This is a genomic window from Flavobacterium algoriphilum, assembly GCF_048158655.1.
GTDB classification, from domain to species: Bacteria; Bacteroidota; Bacteroidia; order Flavobacteriales; family Flavobacteriaceae; genus Flavobacterium; species Flavobacterium algoriphilum.
The window spans coordinates 934,535-956,323 of record NZ_JBLNKY010000001.1 but is presented as its reverse complement, the minus strand read 5'-3'; the positions used below and the strand labels follow the sequence as shown (position 1 = coordinate 956,323).

Sequence of the window (21,789 nt, the reverse complement as noted above, 5' to 3'; positions counted from 1 at the left end):
TAACACCAGATTGAATAATCTAAAAAAAGAATTCTATTTTTATAAAGATAATATAAAAATAAATCCTTTTTTAAATGAAGTTCTCAAATATTATTTTACTCATTTTATTTTTCTTCGGAACTGCAATAGCCCTCTTTTCTTGTAAAAAAGAAGATAGTAATACCATCTTTACTATAAATTCCCCTGAAAAAATAGAAATTGATCCTTCAAAAAACTACAAAGAACCTTATCGCCCACAATTTCATTTTTCTCCAGAAAAAAACTGGATGAATGATCCTAATGGAATGGTATTTTATAAAGGTATTTATCATTTGTTCTACCAATATTATCCAAATGATATTGTATGGGGACCAATGCATTGGGGACATGCAACGAGTACGGATTTAATTCATTGGAAACACAAGAATATTGCCTTATTTCCTGATAAATTAGGACTCATCTTTTCAGGAAGTGCCGTTATAGACCTGAATAACACTTCTGGATTGGGAACTAAAGCCAACCCACCAATGATTGCTATTTTTACCTATCATAATATGGATGGCGAAAAAACAGGAAAAACAAATTTTCAAACACAAGGATTGGCCTATAGTTTAGACGAAGGAGATACTTGGTTGAAATATAAAGGAAATCCAATCTTAGGAAATTCCGGATTAAAAGACTTTAGAGATCCCAAAGTTTTTTGGAACAGCGAAACTAATCTTTGGAATTTAGTTTTAGTGGCCGGCGACCATGCTCAATTTTACAGTTCAAAAAATCTAATCACTTGGATATTCGAAAGTGAATTTGGTAAAAATAATGGTGCCCATGGTGGCGTTTGGGAATGTCCTGATATTTTCAAATTAAAAGTAGCTAATTCAAATGAAGAAAAATGGGTTTTACTTATAAGTATCAATCCAGGAGCACCAAATGGCGGTTCAGGAACGCAATATTTCATTGGTGATTTCGACGGAAAAACGTTTCATACAACACAAAAAGAAACCAAATGGATTGACTATGGAGCGGATAATTATGCAGGAGTTACCTATAATGATGCCCCAAACGACAAACGCATATTTATAGGCTGGATGAGCAATTGGCTTTATGCCCGAAACACACCCACAAAAAACTGGAGAAGTGCCATGACGCTACCCAGAGAACTTTCAATTGAAAAATTAGGCGTGAATTACATTCTAAAAAGCATTCCGGTTGAACAGCTAAAAAAACAAGTGATTTCTGAATTTTCAAAAGAGACACTAGATATTACTGCAAATCAAACAATCACGATAAAATACAACAACCTCAATCAATCAGAAATTAAATTTAAAGCGCAATCAAAGAATCTAAAATTGATATTTTCTAATAATGCAAAAGATTCTTTAGTAATTAATTATGATGCTAAACAAAAAATATTTTCCTTCGACAGACGACATTCAGGCATAGTAAAGTTTGAAGAAAATTTTGGAAAAAAAATTCATAAAACGTCAACTCCAAACCTTGTTTCAGAAACTATTGACTATCGAATTCTTTTAGATTGGTCTTCTATTGAAATTTTCTTAAATGAAGGAATTTACAGTTTTACAGAACAAATTTTTCCTAAAAAGCCATACACCGTTTTACAGATTCAATCGAATCAAGATCAAGAAATTAAAAACATTTCTATAAATAAAATCAAAGAAATTTGGAAAAAATAACACCCCTGTAGAGAATAAAAAAAACCAAAACTATTAACCAAAATTATAACAAATGAATAACGTTCGAAATTGGTCCCTCACCGTAGCTGTAGCGGGATTTTTATTTGGCTTTGACACTGTAGTAATATCCGGTGCAAATTTACCAATCAAAGAATTGTGGCACACCACCCCATTATTCCATGGAATTTTCATTATGTCTATGGCATTATGGGGAACTGTTTTTGGTGCCTTATTCGGTGGAATTCCCTGTGATAAATTGGGTAGAAAAAAGACTCTTTTTTGGATTGGTATCCTATTTTTAGTATCCGCTTTAGGTTCTGCATTAGCTCCAAATCCTTATCTCTTTTCATTCTTTCGTTTTATAGGAGGAATCGGCGTGGGAGCCTCATCTGTAGCGGCACCTATCTACATTTCTGAAATTTCCACAGCAAAAAACAGAGGAAAATTAGTTGCGTTATTCCAATTCAACATTGTATTTGGAATCTTGATAGCATTCTTTTCTAATTATTTGTTCGAAGGATTTGCTGGTGCAAATGACTGGCGATGGATGATTGGAATAGTCGCTTTACCGGCATTCATTTACAGCATTATTGTTTTGCAAATTCCAGACAGTCCACGTTGGTTAATTTTGAAAAAGAGGGACGACGCTGCTGGTTTGAAAGTATTAGAAATGATTTATACTAAAGAAGAAGCTTTAGCAAATTTTGAAGAAATAAAAAAAGATGTTGTTGACTCCACAGTAAAAGAAACCATTTTTTCCAATAAATATAAACTACCGGTAATTTTAGCTTTTCTACTTGCTTTTTTCAACCAATTGTCAGGAATCAATTTTATCTTGTACTATGCTCCTGAAATATTAGAAATGGCAGGATTAGGCTCGAAAGAATCTTTGATGAACTCCATATTAATTGGATTAATAAATTTGATTTTTACTATTGTGGGTATGCGATTAATAGATGTTCTGGGAAGAAAACAACTGATGCTTATTGGCTCCATAGGATACATTGTGAGTTTAGCAATGGTAGCGTTGGCTTTTCACAATAATTTAGGTTCGATTATTTTAATGATATCCATCTTATTATTTATAGCCTCACACGCTATAGGACAAGGAGCCGTAATTTGGGTATTTATTTCCGAAATATTTCCGAATAATGTTCGGGCAAACGGACAATCATTTGGGACTGGAATTCACTGGATTTTTGCAGCTTTAATTACATTGGCAGGACCAGTTGTAATTGACTTGTTTAAAGAAAATCCTTGGCCCATATTTGCTTTTTTTGCCTTTATGATGGTTTTGCAATTGGTATTTGTACTATTTATGATGCCCGAAACTAAAGGATTATCATTAGAAGAATTAGAACATAAAATGCTTAACAATGAATAATATCAAAAAAGAAATTAACGTCGTTTGTTTTGGAGAAGTATTGTTTGATGTTTTCCCAACACATAAAAAAATTGGTGGAGCTCCCTTGAATGTGGCACTTCGACTAGCTTCACTTAAGGTAAAATCTCAAATAATAAGCCGTGTTGGAAATGATGAAATAGGCAAAGAATTACTCGAATTTATCAAAGAAAATGGTGTGTCAACGAACACTATACAAATCGATGATTCCTTTTTAACTGGTGAAGTATTGGTCCAATTAGATAAAAAAGGATCTGCATCCTATACTATCAATTATCCTGTTGCTTGGGATAAAATTGAATGCAATCCAGAAATTGAAAACGTGGTCAAAAAAGCTAATGCATTTATTTACGGAAGTCTTGTTTGCAGGGATTTGATTTCATTTAATACTTTATTGGAACTTATCAATTATGCTAAATACAAAATATTTGACGTCAATCTGCGGGCACCATTTTACACAAAAGAAGTACTTATTCGATTAATGCTACAATCTGATTTTATAAAATTTAATGATGATGAATTGTATGAAATAAGTAGTTTCCTTAACTCTCCATATCATTCACTGGAACAAAATATTCTTTTTATTGCAGAGCAAACAAATACAAAACACATCTGCGTAACTAAAGGTAGCCATGGAGCAGTTTTATATTACAACGAAAAAATGTATTATAATAGTGGTTATAAAATTGAGGTCATAGACACAGTAGGTTCGGGCGATTCGTTTTTAGCCGCATTACTTTATAAATTATTAAGCAATGAAGAACCCCAAAATGCAATTGATTTTGCTTGTGCCATGGGTGCTTTGGTAGCAAAAAATGAAGGCGCAAACCCAAAAATAACAGACAAAGTGATTCATGCATTTATGAACCCTACAAAAAAATAATACCAAATAATCCTGATACCATTAATAAAAAAACCATGAAACCTATTATCAAATCATTCTTATTTTCAGCTTTGATACTATTCACAACTGAAAGTACAATAGCACAAAACATGTCTGTAAAAATGACTCAAAAAAATGACCCAAAATGGTGGAAAGAAGCTGTTGTATATCAAATATATACTAGAAGTTTCAAGGATAGTGATGGTGATGGAGTTGGAGATTTAAAAGGAATTATATCTAAATTAGATTATGTTAAAAGCCTAGGAATAGATGCAGTTTGGCTTAATCCTATTTATACGTCTCCAAATGATGATAACGGCTATGACATTAGTAATTATCGTGAAATAATGAAGGATTTTGGAACTATGGAAGATTTTGATCTTTTATTAAAAGAAATGCACAAGCGAGGCATCAAACTTGTCATGGATTTAGTGGTAAATCATAGCAGTGACGAACATGAATGGTTCAAACAATCCAGAAGTTCTAGAGATAATAAATATAGAGATTATTACCATTGGTGGCCAGCCGAAAAAGGCAAACCACCTTATCGTTGGAGTTTTTTTGACGTGAATAGTGATGCTTGGAAATATGATGGGCAAACGAATTCCTATTACCTTCATTATTTTTCACAAAAACAACCCGATTTAAATTGGGAGAACCCAAAAGTTAGATATGAAGTATATGATATGATGAAATTTTGGTTAGACAAAGGCATTGATGGTTTTAGAATGGATGCATTTCAGTTTGCTTCAAAAGACACAACTTGGCCAGAATTGCCAAAAGGATATGAAAAAAACATCATAAAATACTACGGAGTCGGCCCTCATTTACATGAATATTTACAAGAAATGAATAGAGAAATATTTAGTAAATATGATATCATGACCGTTGCTGAAGGTGCTGGTAGCTCTCCAGAAGATGCGATGCAATTTGTAGATCCAGACCGAAAAGAATTAAACATGGCATACCATTTTGAAAGTGTTGATATTGGTAAACATTTAAAAGATTTTGGTCTTGTAAAATACAAAGAGATTTTTTCTCGTTATGATGAAGCCTTTAAAGACAAAGGTTGGCTTTCTATTTTTCTTGCTAATCACGATCAACCCAGAATGGTCAGCAAGTTTGGTAATGATACTACTGAATTTAGAGAAATTTCATCAAAAATGCTTTCGACTTTTGTGATGACAATGCGAGGAACTCCTTATTATTATTATGGAGATGAATTAGGAATGGTCAACATTAGATTCAATTCAATTGATGATTATCATGATGTTGACACCCGCAACAAATACATTGGATTAAAAAATAAAGGGGGCGATTTGAATGGTTTTTTAGAAGGACAAAAACAAACTTCTAGAGAAAACGGAAGAACACCTTTTCAATGGGATGATACTCAAAACGCAGGTTTTACTAGTGGAAAACCATGGCTGAAAGTAAATCCAAATTACAAAACCATAAATGTCGAAGCGCAAGAAAAAGATCCAAATTCAGTGTTAAATTATTTTAGAAAATTAGTACAATTACGCAAAAAAGAGCCAACACTTGTTTATGGAAATTATACCTTGTTAGACAAAGAAAATCCAAATGTATATGCTTACACAAGAGAACTGAACGGTAAAAAATTATTGGTTTTATTAAATTTTACTGATAAAAATAGCCCTTACAAAATAGGAATTCCAGTTGCTAAATCTAAAATTATTTTAGACAACTACCCTAATACCAAACAACTAAACAACAGCATGCTAAGACCTTACGAAGCCATTGTACTAGAGCTTAAAAAATAAATATAAAATGCAAATTTAAAATTAAACTGTTTGTTGAAAATTGAATTACAATAAATTAATTGTAAATTCGTTTTTCAAGAAGCAGTTTTTTATTCAGCTTCTATAGAGTATAGAAATATGAACAATACCACTCTCAAACAAATTGCAAATCAATTAGGAATTTCTATTACAACCGTTTCAAAGGCATTGAAAGGCTACTCAGATGTAAGTCAAAAGACAAAAAATGCAGTTATTGAATTAGCAAATCACTTAAATTATACTCCAAACAGTTTTGCAGTAAACTTAAGGACAAAAGAATCTAAAACAATAGGTTTGATAATCCCAACACTTGTTCATGACTTTTTTTCAAATGTCATTCAAGGAATTCTTGAAGAGGCTGAGAAGAGGGACTACCTGGTTATTATTTTACAATCAAATGAAAAATTAGACTTTGAAAAAAAACAAATTAACCTTTTATTAAATAAAAGAGTCGACGGAATTCTAATGTCTTTATCTAACGAAACAGGCGAATTTGAACATTTAAAGAGTATCCTTTCTTATAATACTCCACTCGTACTTTTTGATAAAATTGCAAAGCTTGTTAACTGTTCTAAAGTAACTATTAACGATAGAAAAGCAGCTTATGATGCCGTTAGTTATCTTATAAAAAAAGGATATAAAAAAATTGCTCATTTTAGAGGCTCCTATTTACCACAGAATTCCATTGACCGATTTTTAGGATATAAAAAGGCACTAGAAGACAATAATATCATTTATGATTCCGCATTGGTTTATGTGTGTGATAATAATTTGGATTTTGAAAATGGTTATGAAAATGCAAAAAAAGTAGTCAATGAGCATCCAGAAATAGACGCTATTTTTGCAGTGACTGATTTAGTTGCTGTTGGAATTATTAAATATTTAAATGAAGTAGGAATTGCTATTCCCACACAGATTGCCGTTTTGGGCTTCAGCAATTGGTTCATGTCAAGTGTAATAAGTCCAAAACTTTCAACCATAGACCAACCGGGATTTGAAATTGGAAAAAAATCAGCATCAATTTTATTTGATGAGATTAATCTAAAAAAGAATAATTTGCCTATAGTTTTTCAGTCAATTGAATTAGGAACCCGAATAATTGAAAGACAGTCTACTTAAAAATCCAACTCTTCAATAAAAACAACAAACTACTGTAATCCATAATTTAACTAATCTCTATTAATTTGTTTATTTTGATAAAAAAAACAGAATTACGATAAAAATTAATATCTTGTAAAGGAATATATAAAAGTAAAACTGTTTCTAATAAAATAAATTAGGTCAAAGACTTTTCAAATTTTAAACAAAACTGTTCCTAAAAATATTTTTATAAATTAAATACGTAGAAATCCAATTCATGAAAGACATCACTCTTAAAGAAATTGCAACAAAATTAGGAATTTCAATAACCACTGTTTCAAAAGCATTGAAAAACTATCCTGATGTTAGTGCAAAAACTAAACAAGCTGTAATTGATCTGGCACAAAATCTACATTATACACCTAACAGCTTTGCCGTAAATTTAAGAACAAAAGAGTCAAAAACTATAGGTTTAATTATTCCTGAAGTAGTGCATCACTTTTTTTCGAATGTGGTAAATGCTATTATTGATGAAGCGGAAAAAAATGGCTATTTGGTTATTATTCTACAATCAAATGAGTCATTAGAATTAGAAAAAAAACAAGTAGAACTCCTTATCAAGAAAAGAGTAGATGGAATTATTATTTCACTTTCTAACGAATCAAATAATGACGACCACTTAAAAGAAATAATCAACAGGAATATTCCTTTTGTTATGTTTGATAAAATAAACAAACTAATTTCTTGCTCAAAAGTAATTATAGATGACCAAAAAGCAGCATTTAACGCTGTTCAGCATTTAATCGATAATGGCTGTAAAAAAATCGCACATATTCGTGGCCCTTTAAATCCACAAAATTCCATTGATCGTTATATTGGGTATAAAAAAGCTTTAGAAAAAAACAATATACTTTTTGACACCAAATTAGTCTATACATGCGAGGCAGTGTCTTTTCAGGAAGGATTAGATTTCGCTAAACAAATAATAAAAGATCATCCTGATGTTGACGGAGTATTTGCTGTTACTGATTTAGTTGCAGTAGGTGTATTATCGCATTTTAATGACAACAAAATTAAAGTTCCTCATCAAGTTGCTGTAATTGGTTTCAGCAATTGGTTTATGTCACAAGTACTGACACCAAAATTGAGCACTATAAATCAGCCAAGCCATGAAATGGGAATTGAGTCTTTTAACATATTATTGGAAGAAATGAATTGTAATAAAGAAGGTATTCCATTTACCCCAAGAACTATTGAATTAGAAACTAGTGTTATTGTTAGAGAATCTTCTATAAAATTAATTAGCTTAACTTAAAATCAGCTGATAAAATATCAAATTACTCTAAAAAATCAATATTCCGTTTAATTCCTTGAAATTTTGTTCTTTTAAGAGGCGAATTTTTAAACACAACTCTAAATGTTTCTTCAGTAATTTCTTTCCAATCTTTTTTGGACATAGAAATTAATTCTGGTTTTGGGCTAAATAAAGGTTCCTTATGTGCTTTTGAAAATTTATTCCATGGGCAAACATCTTGACAAACATCACAGCCAAAAGCCCAATCATCAAATTTTCCTTTCATTTCTTGAGGTATATTCTCCTTAAGCTCTATAGTAAAGTAGGAAATACATTTACTCCCATCAACAATATAAGGAGCTATAATTGCTTCCGTTGGACAAGCGTCAATACAAGCGGTACAAGTACCACAGTGATCGGATGTAGCATTATCATGCTCTAAATCTAAATCGATAATTAGTTCGGCAATAAAGTAAAAAGAACCTACTTTTTGAGTCAGTAAATTACTATTTTTACCAATCCAACCTAAACCACTTTTGGCAGCCCACGCTTTATCGAGTATTGGTGCTGAATCTACAAAGGCACGGCCAGAAACTTCACCGATAGCTGATTGAATGGAAAATAAAAACTCCTTTAGCTTTTCTTTAATGACAAAATGGTAATCTTGTCCATAAGCATATTTTGAGATTTTATAAGAATCCGGATTTTGAAGTTCCTCGGGATAGTAATTTAATAAAAGAGAAACGACACTTTTAGCATCATCGACAAGCAAGGCTGGATTTAAACGTTTGTCAAAATGATTTTCCATGTATGTCATTTCACCATTTCTATTCTTATTTAACCAATTTTCTAAGCGTGGAGCTTCCTCCTCTAAAAACTGAGCTTTAGAAATACCACAAGCCAAAAAACCGAGTCGTTTTGCTTCAGATTTTATGAATTGTGTGTATTTAGATTTTTGAATTATGATAGAAAGATTAAAATTAATAATTTATTCAAACTAGCTTTGTTTATTTCACTTAGCCGCTATTTTCTACGAGTTCAGTGCGCTTTGTTTGAAGCGGCAACCTATATAGCTCTTAAAATTAAAATAACCCGCCTTGAATATTTGTATTAAGTTTCCCTAGATGTTTATAGGCTTTGTCAGTAACTTCCCTTCCTCTAGGCGTTCTCATTATAAATCCTTCTTGAATGAGAAACGGCTCGTAAACTTCTTCGATCGTTTCACTACTTTCAGAAACGGCTGTGGCCAAAGTTGATAAACCAACAGGTCCACCTTTGAACTTGTCAATAATAGTAGTTAGAATCTTATTGTCCATTTCATCCAATCCATGAGCATCTACGTTTAGCGCTTTTAGCGCATAACGAGCAATTTCGATATCAATTTTGCCATTTCCTTTTATTTGTGCAAAATCACGAACCCGACGCAATAACGCATTAGCTATACGTGGTGTTCCTCTACTTCTACCGGCAATTTCGATTGCCGCTTCCATAGTAATAGGCATTTTGAAAATAGCGGCACTTCGTTCCACAATTGTGGTTAATAACTCTGTTGTGTAATATTGCAAACGTGATGAAATCCCAAAACGGGCTCTCATGGGAGCCGTTAAAAGTCCCGAACGAGTTGTTGCACCAATTAAAGTAAACGGATTTAGATTAATTTGAACGGTTCTTGCATTTGGTCCAGATTCAATCATTATATCAATCTTGAAGTCTTCCATAGCAGAATACAAATACTCTTCGACTATGGGACTTAAACGATGAATTTCATCAATGAATAACACATCTCTTTCTTCCAGATTGGTTAACAACCCTGCTAAGTCTCCGGGTTTGTCCAAAACAGGTCCTGAAGTAATTTTTATGCCTACTTGCAACTCATTGGCAAGAATATTTGCCAAAGTTGTTTTCCCTAACCCTGGAGGACCATGAAAAAGAGTATGATCAAGTGCTTCATTTCTTTGATTTGCTGCCTGCACAAAAACTTTTAAATTTTCTAATATTTGGTCTTGACCTGCAAAATCATTGAATGAAAGCGGTCTTAATTTTTTTTCAAGATCAAGCTCATCTGCATTATAACTGTTTGTTGTTGGATCTAAATTTTCATTCATTTAACAAAGATAAGAAAGCAATTTTGAATTATAAATTATAAATTACAAATGCAATAAAAATTTAAAAAACCGCTGTAAATAAGGTTTGCAAGAATCATAAATAAAAAACAAACATCACAAAAAAAGCCTCTACTTTCGCAGAGGCTTTATATTATATTTAAGATTAGTGATGTAAAACTTCTTCACCTTCTTTCATAGGAACATTTTGAGGTACAAAATCAACATCATGTGCTGGATTACTGTAATCATATGGCCAACGGTGAACTTCAGGAATTTCACCTGGCCAGTTACCATGGATATGCTCTACTGGTGCCGTCCATTCAAGTGTATTTGATTTCCAAGGATTTTGAACTGCTCTTTTACCGTAGAAAATACTACTGAAAAAGTTATACAAGAAAACCAATTGAAATACTCCTCCAATCAATGCAAAAGTAGTTATAAGAACATTTACATTCTGTAGATCATCAAATAATGGAAAGTTTGTGTTCGTGTAATAACGTCTTGGCAAACCAGCTAATCCAATAAAGTGCATTGGAAAAAACACACCATAAGCACATATTGCAGTTACCCAAAAGTGAACATAACCTAAATTCTTATTAAGCATTCTTCCAAACATTCTTGGAAACCAGTGATAAATACCAGCAAACATACCATAAAGAGCAGAGATACCCATCACTAAGTGGAAGTGAGCAACTACAAAATATGTATCGTGAACATTAATATCTAATGTGCTATCTCCAAGGATAATACCTGTTAAACCACCTGTTATAAAAGTAGAAACTAAACCAATTGAAAACAACATAGCCGGATTCAACTGTAAATTTCCTTTCCAAAGTGTTGTAATATAATTAAATGCTTTTACAGCAGAAGGAATCGCAATCAACAAAGTTGTAAATGTAAATACAGACCCTAAGAATGGATTCATACCCGAGATAAACATGTGATGACCCCAAACAATTGTTGATAAGAAAGCGATTGCCAAAATTGACATAATCATCGCTCTATAACCAAAAATTGGTTTACGAGAGTTAGTCGCAATAACTTCAGATGTGATACCTAAAGCTGGTAATAATACAATATAAACTTCAGGATGTCCTAAGAACCAAAATAAGTGCTCAAACAAAACTGGAGAACCACCTTGATAATGTAAAACTTCACCTGCAATATAAATATCAGATAAGAAAAATGATGTTCCAAAACTTCTGTCAAAAATCAACAATAAAGCAGCTGACAATAAAACTGGAAAAGAAACTATACCAATAATTGCAGTTACAAAGAATGCCCAAATAGTAAGTGGCAATCTAGTCATTGACATCCCTTTAGTTCTAAGATTGATTACAGTAACAACATAATTTAAAGATCCCATCAAAGAAGAAGCAATAAATATAGCCATAGAGATCAACCAAAGTGTCATACCCATTCCAGATCCAGGAATTGCCTGTGGAAGAGCACTTAAAGGTGGATAAATAGTCCAACCAGCTGAAGCGGGACCAGCTTCTACAAATAATGAACTTATCATGATTACACTTGATAAAAAGAATAACCAATATGAAATCATATTCATAAAACCTGATGCCATATCTCGAGCACCAATTTGCAGCGGTATTAATAAGTTACTAAAAGTACCGCTTAATCCTGCGGTAAGAACAAAGAAAACCATTATCGTTCCGTGAATAGTAACCAAAGCTAAATAAATATCATTAGCCATAACTCCATTTGGAGCAAATTTATCACCAAGTAATATATTAAATATTTTGAAAGATTGCTCTGGCCAAGCCAATTGCATTCTAAAAAGCATAGACATACCCACACCAATTATTCCCATAATAATACCTGTTATCAAGTATTGTTTGGCAATCATTTTGTGATCGATACTAAAAATATATTTAGTAATAAAAGTGTCTTTATGGTGATGTTCGTGTTCGTGATCGTGTCCGTGATCGTGACCTTCTGCTGACATATGTGTATACTTTAAATTTTTCTTAATAATTATTTCATAGCTATTTTAACAATAGCTGCGGTGTCTTTCGTACCAGTGGAATCTTTTCCAGTCTCTCCTTCTACTGGAGCAGGAATTTTTGAAACTTTTACTTCTTGTACTAAAGTTGTTTTATCGCTTAACCATTTTTTATACTCTTCAGGAGTATCAACTATAATTTTCATTTGCATGTTATAATGTGAAGCCCCACAAATTTTGTTACATAATAACAAATAATCAAAAGCATAGGGATCCAAACCTGTTTCTCCATTAGCTACTAACTCAATACTTTTCTTAGATCTAATATTATTTATATTAGCTACCTTTTCAATCATAAAAGGTAAATCTCTATATTCCGCAGTAGTGTATATTGGAGTAAAAGCGAATTCAGTAACCATCCCCGGAACACAATTCATTTGAGCTCTAAAATAAGGCATATAAGCTGAGTGCAAAACATCTTGAGAACGCATTTTAAAATGTATCTTTTTTCCTTTAGGTATATGCAATTCTGAAACAACAATATCATCTTGAGAATAAGGATCTCCTAAGTCTACACCAAGAGTATTAACACCCTCAATATACCTAACGTTAGCTTTACCCAAAACATTATCATTTCCTGCATATCGTGCAGTCCATTTAAATTGTTGTGCATATAATTCAATTACAACAGTATCATCCTCATCATCAATAAACATGATATTAGTCCAAGCATAAAGACCATAAAGAATTAGACCTGCAAGAACTACTGCCGGAATAACACTCCAAATAGCTTCTAATTTATTATTATCAGCAAAGTATAAAGCTTTTTGATCTTTTTTACCTCTGTATTTAAAGGCAAAATAATGCAACAAAACTTGAGTGATTGCCTGAACAATAAAGATCAAAACCCAAGTAATATTCATAAGACTGTCTACAAGACCACCATGCTCAGAAGCTGGCGTATGAAGTACAAGAGGCCCCCATTTAAACAATCCATAGATTGTGAAAATGTAAATAAAAGCTAAAAAACCGAACATTAAATAACCCTGTACATTATTATCATTATCCGTAGCTACTTGAGAACTATCTGGATTTGATCCTACTTGAGTTAGGTCGAATATTTTAGTCAATTGCCATAAAGCAACAGCTAATAAAACTAAAACTATAATTACCAACAAACTTGTCATCTGTTTTTTTCTTTAAATATTAATAATGGAAATGTTTACTTTCTTCTATATATGGATTTCTTTTTGGTAACAGCGGAGTTTTAGTTAATGCTGTAAAAACAACATAAATAAATAATCCAAGGAAGAAAAGAACAGATGCGATTTCAGAAACACCAATAAACCATCTATCCCCTACCGTTCCTGGCATAATCATATTAAAGAAATCAATGTAATGTCCTAATAAGATTACTATACCTGCCATAACTAAAATCCAAGTTATTCTTTTGAAGTCAGTGTTAACTAAAATCAATATTGGAAATAGGAAGTTCATAACTACCGCACCAAAAAATGGAAGATTGTATAATTGTATTCTTGTTACAAAATAAGTTATCTCTTCAGGAATATTAGCATACCAAATCAACATGAATTGTGAAAACCATAAGTAAGTCCAGAATACACTAATACCAAACATAAATTTAGCTAAATCATGAATATGACTTGTATTCACATGCTCTAAGTATCCTCTAGATTTCAAGTATAACGTTACCATGGTAATCATCGTAATTCCACTTACAAAGAAACTAGCAAAAACATACCATCCAAATAAAGTACTAGACCAGTGTGGATCGATAGACATAATCCAATCCCATGACATAATAGATTCAGTTACGATAAAGAAAACTAAAAAGCCTGCTGAGATATTAAAATTCTTTTTGTAAGAAAGATTATCAGATGCTTCGTCTTGTTCTAAACAATTTTTAGCAGAAAAATAACGGTATAAATTCCAACCTGCTAGGAAAATCGCAGCTCTTACGATCCAAAAAGGAAAATTAAGATATCCAGATTTATTAGCAATTATTTTATCATGAGCTACGACTTCAGGATCTAACCAAATAAATAAACTATTTGAAGGAAAAATGTGTAATCCACAAATGATAAGAAATACAAAAAATATAACTGAACCAACAGGCAAATATGCCGTTATACCTTGCATAACTCTAAACAAAACTGGAGACCAACCTGCTTGAGCAACTTGTTGTATTGCATAAAAAGCTAAAGTTCCCATAGCAATAAGCATAAAGAAAATACAAGCAACATATAATGAAGCCCAAGGCTTATTTTGCAATTGCTTTAAAACATGGGTTAAATGCTCTTTATGTTCCGCCTCTTCTTTAACTTCGTTAGTCTTACTAACTTCATCATGAGCTTCAGTAGTTGCAGTTGCAACTTCATGCTTTGCTTCACCATGACCTTCATGAGTTTCACCAGCAAGTAGTTTTTCAACTTCTTGAATATCTTTTGGTGCAGTTAAAAAACCATATCCTATTCCTAAAAGGCCAACAGCCATTAAGACAAAAGAAAATGTTTTTAATTTACTTGAAAATGTATACATATCTATTACCATCAGTTTGTTCAACAATTATAATTTAGCTTTCAGTTTTAAAACATAAGATGCCACTAACCAACGTTCGTGTTGATCCAACTGGTTAGCATAAGAACCCATTGAATTTAAACCGTAAGTTTGAACATGAAAAACACTACCTTCGGTTATCACCCTATCCTTATAACTTGGTACACCAAGGAATTTTCCTTGTGTAACTAATTTACCTTTACCATCCCCTGCATTACCGTGGCAAATACCACAATAAATTTCAAATAATTCTTTAGATTTCTCTTCATCTTTAACCGATATAGAATCGAGTGGTGATTTTAAATTTAATTTAGATAAATCATAACCTGCAGTTGAATTTTCATATTCATAAGGCTCAAACCCTCTATTTACCGTTCCTACAGGAGGAAGTTGACCTTCTTTACCGTTTTTGAATGCACTTGACTCTTCGTAAGTTTCATAACTTACAGGCTCATACATATTAGGCATGTATTGATAATTAGGTTTCGAATTATTATGGCAAGACGAAACTAAAATAGTAATACAAATTACAAATGTTATTTTATATAGACTTTTCATATCAACAATTAATTCTTTACAATTACTTTAACTTCTACTGCTCCTGTACTTTCAAAAAAGGAAATTAATTCACTTTCATTATCATTTACAGCAACTTCCATCAAAAAGTGGTCATCTGTTGTTCTCACATCTGGATTCTCCGCTTGTTTGAAAGGCCATAATTTACTTCTCATATAAAAGGTAATAACCATTAAGTGAGCCGCAAAGAAAACTGTTTCTTCAAACATAATTGGAACAAAAGAAGGCATGTTTTGAATATAACTAAAACTTGGTTTACCACCAATATCCTGAGGCCAATCCTGAATCATAATGTAATTCATCATCCATGTTCCGAAAGACAAACCAATTAAACCGTAAATGAAAGCACAAATTGCTAATCTTGTTGGAGCCAGCCCCATCGCTTTATCCAAACCGTGAACAGGAAATGGAGAAAAAACTTCTTCAATATGATAATGAGCTGCTCTGGTTTTTTTAACCGCATCCATCAAAATATCATCGTCATTATAAATGGCGTATATTACTTTATTACTCATGATGTAAATCTTTATTTGCTTCTCTTGCTCTTTTGTAATTATCTCCAGTTCCTTTTAATATTGTTTTTACTTCCGCTTGTGCTATAACAGGGAATGTTCTAGAATATAACAAAAACAACACGAAGAAGAAACCTATAGTTCCAATAAAAATTCCAATATCAACAAAAGTAGGGGAGAACATTGTCCAAGAAGACGGTAAATAATCTCTGTGCAACGAAGTTACAATGATTACAAATCTTTCGAACCACATTCCAATGTTTACTACAATTGAAATAATAAAAGAAAACATAATGCTTGTTCTTAATTTTTTAAACCACATGAATTGCGGAGAGAAAACATTACAAGTCATCATTGACCAATATGCCCACCAGTAAGGCCCAGTTGCTCTGTTTAAGAACGCATATTGCTCATATTCTACACCTGAATACCAAGCTATAAAAAGCTCCGTGATATAGGCAACACCAACAATAGAACCCGTAATCATGATTACGATGTTCATTAATTCTATGTGTTGAATAGTAATGTAAGCTTCAAGGTTAGAAACTTTTCTCATGATAATAAGCAAGGTATTTACCATGGCAAATCCTGAGAAAACAGCTCCAGCAACAAAGTAAGGAGGAAAAATTGTAGTATGCCAACCTGGAATTACCGAGGTAGCAAAATCCATTGATACAATGGTATGTACAGAAAGTACTAAAGGAGTTGCCAAACCTGCAAGAACCAAAGAAACTTCTTCGAAACGTTGCCAGTCTTTTGCTCTACCACTCCATCCAAAACTCAATATAGAATAAACACGTTTGTTAAAAGGTGTTATTGCTCTATCACGCAACATCGCAAAATCAGGTAATAAACCAGTCCACCAGAAAACTAATGAAACAGAAAGATACGTAGATATTGCAAAAACATCCCAAAGCAAAGGAGAGTTGAAATTTACCCACAAGGAACCAAATTGATTCGGAATTGGTAAAACCCAATACGCTAACCATGGACGCCCCATGTGTATGATTGGAAATAAACCTGCCTGAATTACAGAAAAAATGGTCATTGCCTCCGCAGAACGGTTAATTGCCATTCTCCATCTTTGACGGAAAAGCAATAATACGGCTGAAATTAATGTTCCTGCGTGACCGATACCTACCCACCAAACGAAGTTAGTGATATCCCAAGCCCAACCTACAGTTTTATTTAATCCCCATGTTCCAATACCTGTAGATACAGTGTAAATGATACAACACATTCCCCAAAGAAATGCGGTTAATGCAATTGAAAACACAATCCACCAATGTTTATTTGCTTTACCTTCTACAGGTGCAGCTACATCTACAGTTACATCGTGATAAGATTTATCACCTATAACTAAGGGTTTTCTAATGGTTGCTTCGTAGTGAGACGACATAATCCTTTATATTGATTCTTAATTAATTATTTTTTGTACTAGGTATTTCTAACTTTAACATGATAAATCACATTTGGTTTTGTTCCAACATGCTCTAACAAATGATACATTCTTTCGTCTTCAGCCAATTTAGTAACTTTAGATTCTTTATCATTTACATCTCCAAAAATCATTGCTCCAGTAGAACAAGCATTAGAACAAGCCGTTTGAAATTCTCCATCAACGATTACTCTTCCCTCTCTTTTTGCATTTAAAATTGTAGCTTGTGTCATTTGAATACACATAGAACATTTTTCCATAACTCCACGAGAACGAACATTTACGTCTGGGTTTAATACCATACGTCCTAAATCGTCATTCATATGATAATCGAATTCACTGTTTTTGTTATACAAGAACCAGTTAAAACGACGCACTTTATAAGGACAGTTGTTTGCACAGTAACGAGTACCAACACATCTGTTATAAGCCATTTGATTTTGACCCTGACGACCATGAGATGTTGCGGCAACTGGACAAACAGTTTCACAAGGCGCATGATTACAGTGTTGACACATTACCGGTTGGAAAGAAACTTGAGGATTATCTCCTGCTTTTTCCATTTCATTAAATGTAGACAATGAACTTGACAAACCAGCAATATTTTCTTTTCTTTCATTATCGCCTGCAAATGTACTTTCAGAAGAATAATATCTGTCAATACGCAACCAGTGCATATCTCTACTTCTTCTAATCTCCGCTTTACCAACAACTGGAACGTTGTTTTCAGCATGACAAGCAATAACACAAGCACCACAACCAGTACAAGCATTCAAATCGATAGAAAGATTGAAGTGATGTCCAGTAGAACGATCAAATGAATCCCATAAATCTACTTTTGTAGCTTCAACTTCTTTGTGATCCAAAGACACCATCGGTTCTTCATTCCAGAACTCAGCACCTTTAGTATTGAAAATTTCCAAAGAGGTTTCTTTAATAATATCCCCTCTTCCCATCAAGGTTTTTTGACCTTGAACACAAGCAAATTCGTGTTCTCCGTCAGCTTTAACCAATGTTACCGATTGAACATTATTAAAACCTTTATATAATGGGTAAGCATTTAAACCTACCTGCATTTCTTCTTTCAAAGCCGCTTTACGACCATAACCTAAAGCTAAACCAATAGTTCCAACAGCTTGACCTGGCTGAACTATTACTGGTACATTTTGTAATTTCAAACCATCAGTTGTTGTGATTGTAGCATAACTACCATTCAAACCACCATTAGCTACAATTTCATTAGATAAGCCATATTTCTTAGCATCAGCATTCGAAACAGTAAGATAATTATCCCAAGAAACTCTTGTCATTGGATCTGGCAATTCTTGCAACCAAGGGTTGTTCGCTTGTTGACCATCTCCCAATCCAGTTTTTGTATATAAAACCAATTCAAATCCTTCTGAAGCTTTTGATTGAGCCAAAGCATTTGCAGCAGCACTATAATCAGCCGAAGATGCAGAAGAAGCTGGAATAGCTCCAACAAAAACACCATCATGCAACACTTTATTCCAAGTAGAACCTGAAACAATTCCTGAAGCATTCCCTTTTAAATAATCGTAAAAAGTTCCACCAACACCATTCAAAGACAATAAAACGTCTTGAAATTGCTTCGTATCAAATAATGGACGAATAGTTGGCTGGGTAACGCTATAGGTACCTTTTGTCAAACTTAAATCTCCCCATGACTCTAAATAATGTGGAGCCGGAGCAGCGATTGTAGTAAGCAAAGCAGTCTCATCTTCTTTTAAAGAAAACGCAACTGAAGTTTTAACTTTCTTCAAACCTTCAACAAATGATTTACTATCCGCTAAAGTGTAAACAGGATTAACACCACTCATAATCAAAGTATGAATACTTCCCGCTTTCATTTCTTTAACTAATTGAGTAACTTTTTCGTTTGATCCTTTTCTTATTTGTCTTGTTCCTGAAGTATTAAAAGCTTCGCTTGCCAATACTTGATTGATAGCCAAAACTAATAATTGAGCATTTTTATCTTGAATACCTGAAACTAAAACTCCTTTTGAACCAGCAGCTTTTAATTGCTGAGCAGCTTTATTAACTTCAGATTTAAATTTATCATCTAAACTAACTGCTACAGAAGAACCAGTTATTACATTATATATGTGAACTAACGCTTGCTTTTGATTTGCAGTAGACATCGCCAAACGTCTATCAGCAGCAGCACCAGATAAAGTCATATTAGATTCTAGTTGAAAATGACGAGACATTTTTCCGTTCTTCGGAATTCTGCCTTGAGCATAACCTGAATCATAACTTCCACCTTGCCAATCACCAAGAAAATCTGCACCTACAGACACTATAAGAGAAGCTTTTGAGAAATCGTAATCAACTAAAGCTCTTTCACCATAAACAGCTTCAAAAGCATCTAAAGCTTCCGATGAAGACACAGCGTCATAAACTACATGTTTAGCATTTGGATTTTTACCAATAAATTCAGCAATTAATTTTTCAGTTGATGGACTTGCCAATGTATTTGTTAAAAGAACAATTTGACCGCCTTTTGCATTTGCATCAACTAAACTTGACTTAATTTTAGCATCAACAGCAGACCATGTTGAATTTTTACCATCAATTTTTGGTTCTTTCAAACGCATACTGTCATATAATGACAATATAGACGCATGAATTCTAGCATTAGCAGAAAATTTTGCCCCAGCAATAGTATTATTATCTATTTTAATAGGACGCCCTTCACGTGTTTTTACCAAAAGATTCGCAAAATCGAAACCATCAAAAACTGAGGTCGCATAATAATCTGCTACTCCAGGAATGATTTGTTCTGGCTGAAGCACATAAGGTATCGATTTATTCACAGGACCTTCGCAAGCTGCAAGCGTAGCAGCCGCTGTACTAAACCCAACGTACTTTAAAAAATCGCGACGTGTTGTTGACGAAGATGACAAAGCATCACTATTTCCTAAAAATTCATCAGTAGGAATTTCTTCAACAAATTCGTTATTTCTAAGCGCCTCAACAATAGAACTATTTTCGTCTAGCTCTTCAACACTTTTCCAGTATTTTTTGTTTGATGACATATATAAATATTAAAATCTTAATAATTTGATTAATAATGGCATTTACCACATTCTAAACCGCCCATTTGCGCTGCAGTCAATTTGTCTACACCGTATTTCTTAGAAAGCTCTTCATGAATTTTTGTGTAATAATCATTGCCTTCCATTTTTACTTCGGTTTTTCTATGGCAATTAATACACCAACCCATAGTCAACGGAGCAAATTGTTTTTGAATCTCATAAGTCTGAACAGGACCGTGACAAGTTTGACATTCAATACCAGCTACCGTAACGTGCTGTGAGTGATTAAAGTAAACAAAATCAGGAAGATTGTGTATGCGAACCCATTTAACCGGCTGAGTTTTTCCAGTATATTTTTGAGTTGCTTGATCCCAACCAACAGCAGTATATAATTTTTGGATTTCTCCGTCATAGAATGCCTTAGAGTGATCTGGAGTCGCAGTAGTATCAGAGACTTCAGAAATGTTTTTATGGCAATTCATACACACATTCAAAGATGGTATCCCAGCATTCTTGCTTACTCTAGCCGATGAGTGACAATATTTACAACTAATTCCATTACTACCTGCATGTATTCTATGAGAATAATGAATTGGCTGAATTGGTTCGTAATTTTGATCCACACCTATTTGCATTAAGAAACCATACACAAAATAAGCACCAGACAACAATAAAAATATAGACGTGACTAATACTAAAAATTGATTTCTAGCAAAGGCTTTCCAAATTGGAGTGGTTGGTGTTTTTGGAGCTACTTCAATTCCATTAGCTTTAGCTACCTTAGTCAGAACATTGTTTACCAAAAACAACATTACAACCAACATAACCATAACTAAAGCTAGAGCGCCAAGTATAACATTATTAGAAACACTACTATCATTACCACTAGAACCCGGTACCGAAGCAGTACCCACAACAACCGGAGCTTCCGCCTTTGGCTCTGAAGTATAAGCTATAATATTATCAATATCGGCTTCCGACAATTGAGGAAAGGCCGTCATTACTGATTTATTGTTTTCTTCATAAACTTTTACAGCAACTGCATCACCTGATTTAATCATGTCAGAACTGTTATGAACCCACTTGTAAATCCAAGCCATGTCATGTTTTGCAGAAATACCCCTTAGCATAGGACCAGTTGCTTTCGCATCTAGCTTATGACATGCAGCGCAATTCGCATTAAAAAGCTCTTTTCCTTTTGCAGCATCACCACCTTGGGTCGCAACAACCATAACAGGCGTTGCAGCAGGAGCGACTGCAGGAACTGCAGTTTGCGCAAATGAATTTAGGGAGAAAATCAACATTAGCCCTAAGCCAAGATATAATTTCCTTGAGATCGAATTATGGTTACCCACCTTTTTCATATTATAAATGATTATCTACTAAAATTGGTACGGTTTTTTCTATTAATGTTTTTAGAAAAAAACAGTACATTTT

Annotated in this window: 16 protein-coding genes; 6 read left to right on the top strand and 10 right to left on the bottom strand. The window is 33.3% G+C overall.

The window, feature by feature from the left end; genetic code table 11:
- The first annotated feature begins 74 nt into the window (after nucleotides 1–74).
- The 6 genes from ACM55G_RS04110 (at nucleotide 75) to ACM55G_RS04085 (ending at nucleotide 8,152) form a co-directional block, all read left to right on the top strand.
- Nucleotides 75–1,670: a glycoside hydrolase family 32 protein gene (locus ACM55G_RS04110; protein WP_416842633.1), complete on the top strand. Its 1,596-nt coding sequence runs from the start codon at nucleotides 75–77 to the stop codon at nucleotides 1,668–1,670.
- Between the two features lie 52 nt (nucleotides 1,671–1,722).
- On the top strand, nucleotides 1,723–3,054 hold the full coding sequence (locus ACM55G_RS04105) for a sugar porter family MFS transporter (RefSeq protein WP_416842631.1): 1,332 nt from the start codon (nucleotides 1,723–1,725) through the stop codon (nucleotides 3,052–3,054).
- Nucleotides 3,047–3,955: a carbohydrate kinase family protein gene (locus tag ACM55G_RS04100; RefSeq protein WP_416842630.1), complete on the top strand. Its 909-nt coding sequence runs from the start codon at nucleotides 3,047–3,049 to the stop codon at nucleotides 3,953–3,955. The genes ACM55G_RS04105 and ACM55G_RS04100 overlap by 8 nt, the downstream gene beginning before the upstream one ends.
- A gap of 35 nt (nucleotides 3,956–3,990) precedes the next feature.
- On the top strand, nucleotides 3,991–5,739 hold the full coding sequence (locus ACM55G_RS04095) for a glycoside hydrolase family 13 protein (RefSeq protein ID WP_416842629.1): 1,749 nt from the start codon (nucleotides 3,991–3,993) through the stop codon (nucleotides 5,737–5,739).
- A gap of 117 nt (nucleotides 5,740–5,856) precedes the next feature.
- Nucleotides 5,857–6,876, top strand: a complete 1,020-nt coding sequence (locus ACM55G_RS04090) for a LacI family DNA-binding transcriptional regulator (protein WP_416842628.1) — start codon at nucleotides 5,857–5,859, stop codon at nucleotides 6,874–6,876.
- A 238-nt stretch (nucleotides 6,877–7,114) separates the two neighbouring features.
- A complete protein-coding gene (locus tag ACM55G_RS04085) occupies nucleotides 7,115–8,152 on the top strand; it encodes a LacI family DNA-binding transcriptional regulator (RefSeq protein WP_416842627.1) in 1,038 nt (345 codons plus the stop codon).
- Nucleotides 8,153–8,174: 22 nt separating this feature from the next.
- On the opposite strand, the gene queG is transcribed toward ACM55G_RS04085, so the two are convergent.
- From queG to ACM55G_RS04035, 10 genes are all read right to left on the bottom strand, one after another.
- Nucleotides 8,175–9,098 (bottom strand): tRNA epoxyqueuosine(34) reductase QueG, encoded by a 924-nt coding sequence (queG, locus tag ACM55G_RS04080; RefSeq protein WP_416842781.1) that lies wholly within the window; start codon nucleotides 9,096–9,098, stop codon nucleotides 8,175–8,177.
- A 115-nt stretch (nucleotides 9,099–9,213) separates the two neighbouring features.
- Nucleotides 9,214–10,236, bottom strand: a complete 1,023-nt coding sequence (gene ruvB, locus ACM55G_RS04075) for a Holliday junction branch migration DNA helicase RuvB (RefSeq protein WP_416842626.1) — start codon at nucleotides 10,234–10,236, stop codon at nucleotides 9,214–9,216.
- A gap of 163 nt (nucleotides 10,237–10,399) precedes the next feature.
- The gene (locus ACM55G_RS04070; RefSeq protein WP_416842625.1) at nucleotides 10,400–12,196 is read right to left on the bottom strand and encodes a cytochrome c oxidase subunit I; all 1,797 of its coding nucleotides are present in this window, start codon (nucleotides 12,194–12,196) and stop codon (nucleotides 10,400–10,402) included.
- 29 nt (nucleotides 12,197–12,225) lie between these two features.
- Nucleotides 12,226–13,380: a cytochrome c oxidase subunit II gene (locus tag ACM55G_RS04065; RefSeq protein WP_416842624.1), complete on the bottom strand. Its 1,155-nt coding sequence runs from the start codon at nucleotides 13,378–13,380 to the stop codon at nucleotides 12,226–12,228.
- A gap of 19 nt (nucleotides 13,381–13,399) precedes the next feature.
- Nucleotides 13,400–14,752 carry a quinol:cytochrome C oxidoreductase gene (locus ACM55G_RS04060; RefSeq protein ID WP_416842780.1) on the bottom strand — a complete coding sequence of 451 codons (1,353 nt, stop codon included), beginning with the start codon at nucleotides 14,750–14,752 and terminating at the stop codon, nucleotides 13,400–13,402.
- Between the two features lie 27 nt (nucleotides 14,753–14,779).
- Complete coding sequence (locus tag ACM55G_RS04055; RefSeq protein WP_416842623.1) at nucleotides 14,780–15,328, bottom strand: c-type cytochrome; 549 nt, start codon at nucleotides 15,326–15,328, stop codon at nucleotides 14,780–14,782.
- An 8-nt stretch (nucleotides 15,329–15,336) separates the two neighbouring features.
- Nucleotides 15,337–15,861: a DUF3341 domain-containing protein gene (locus ACM55G_RS04050; RefSeq protein ID WP_416842622.1), complete on the bottom strand. Its 525-nt coding sequence runs from the start codon at nucleotides 15,859–15,861 to the stop codon at nucleotides 15,337–15,339.
- A complete protein-coding gene (gene nrfD / locus ACM55G_RS04045; RefSeq protein WP_416842621.1) occupies nucleotides 15,854–17,257 on the bottom strand; it encodes an NrfD/PsrC family molybdoenzyme membrane anchor subunit in 1,404 nt (467 codons plus the stop codon). The genes ACM55G_RS04050 and nrfD overlap by 8 nt, the downstream gene beginning before the upstream one ends.
- A gap of 38 nt (nucleotides 17,258–17,295) precedes the next feature.
- On the bottom strand, nucleotides 17,296–20,352 hold the full coding sequence (locus ACM55G_RS04040) for a TAT-variant-translocated molybdopterin oxidoreductase (RefSeq protein ID WP_416842620.1): 3,057 nt from the start codon (nucleotides 20,350–20,352) through the stop codon (nucleotides 17,296–17,298).
- A gap of 29 nt (nucleotides 20,353–20,381) precedes the next feature.
- Nucleotides 20,382–21,716, bottom strand: a complete 1,335-nt coding sequence (locus ACM55G_RS04035) for a c-type cytochrome (RefSeq protein WP_416842619.1) — start codon at nucleotides 21,714–21,716, stop codon at nucleotides 20,382–20,384.
- Nucleotides 21,717–21,789: the final 73 nt, after the last annotated feature.